1 protein-coding gene is annotated in these 1,010 nt (G+C 71.8%); it reads right to left on the reverse strand.

Annotation, left to right across the window (positions count from 1 at the left end; genetic code table 11):
- A partial coding sequence (locus tag ACFV57_RS42680; protein WP_385244706.1) for a 3-isopropylmalate dehydratase large subunit occupies window positions 1-1,010 on the reverse strand: 1,010 nt, incomplete at both ends.

Here is a 1,010-nt window from a genome sequence, read left to right on the forward strand (position 1 = left end):
TCCTCGATGCGGCCGTTGGTGCACGAACCTACGAAGACGGTGTCCACCCGGATGTCGCGCAGCGGCTGCCCGGCGCGCAACCCCATGTAGGCAAGGGCCCGTTCGGCGGCGTGGCGCTCCGATGCGTCTTCGTACGAAGCCGGGTCGGGGACCGCGGCCGAAAGGGGGGCGCCCTGGCCGGGGTTGGTGCCCCAGGTCACGAACGGCGCCAGCGCGGCGGCGTCGATGACCACCTCGTGGTCGAAGACCGCGTCGTCGTCGGTGCGCAGCGTCTGCCAGTAGGCGACGGCCGCCTCCCACTCCTGGCCCCGGGGGGCGTGGTCGCGGTCCTTGAGGTAGGCGAAGGTGGTGGCGTCCGGGGCGATCATCCCGGCCCGGGCGCCCGCCTCGATGGACATGTTGCAGACGGTCATCCGGGCCTCCATCGAGAGCTTCTCGATGGCCCGGCCGCGGTATTCGATGACGTAGCCCTGGCCGCCGCCGGTGCCGATCCGGGCGATGACCGCCAGGATCAGGTCCTTGGCGCCGACGCCGGCGGGCAGCTCGCCCTCGACGGTGACCGCCATCGTCTTGAACGGGGCCAGCGGCAGCGTCTGGGTGGCCAGCACGTGCTCGACCTGGCTGGTGCCGATGCCGAAGGCCAGCGCGCCGAACGCGCCGTGGGTGGAGGTGTGGCTGTCGCCGCAGACCACGGTGGTGCCCGGCTGGGTCAGTCCCAGCTGCGGTCCCACCACGTGGACCACGCCCTGCTCCACATCGCCCAGCGGGTGCAGCCGCACCCCGAACTCCGCGCAGTTCTTGCGCAGCGTCTCCAGCTGGGTGCGCGAGACCGGATCGGCGATGGGCTTGTCGATGTCGAGAGTGGGGGTGTTGTGGTCCTCGGTGGCGATGGTCAGGTCGGTGCGCCGCACCCGCCGGCCGGCCTTGCGCAGGCCGTCGAACGCCTGCGGGCTGGTCACCTCGTGCAGCAGGTGCAGGTCGATGAAGAGCAGGTCGGGCTCGCCTTCCGC

This window comes from Streptomyces sp. NPDC059788 (assembly GCF_042732265.1).
In the GTDB taxonomy this organism is placed as follows: domain Bacteria; phylum Actinomycetota; class Actinomycetes; order Streptomycetales; family Streptomycetaceae; genus Streptomyces.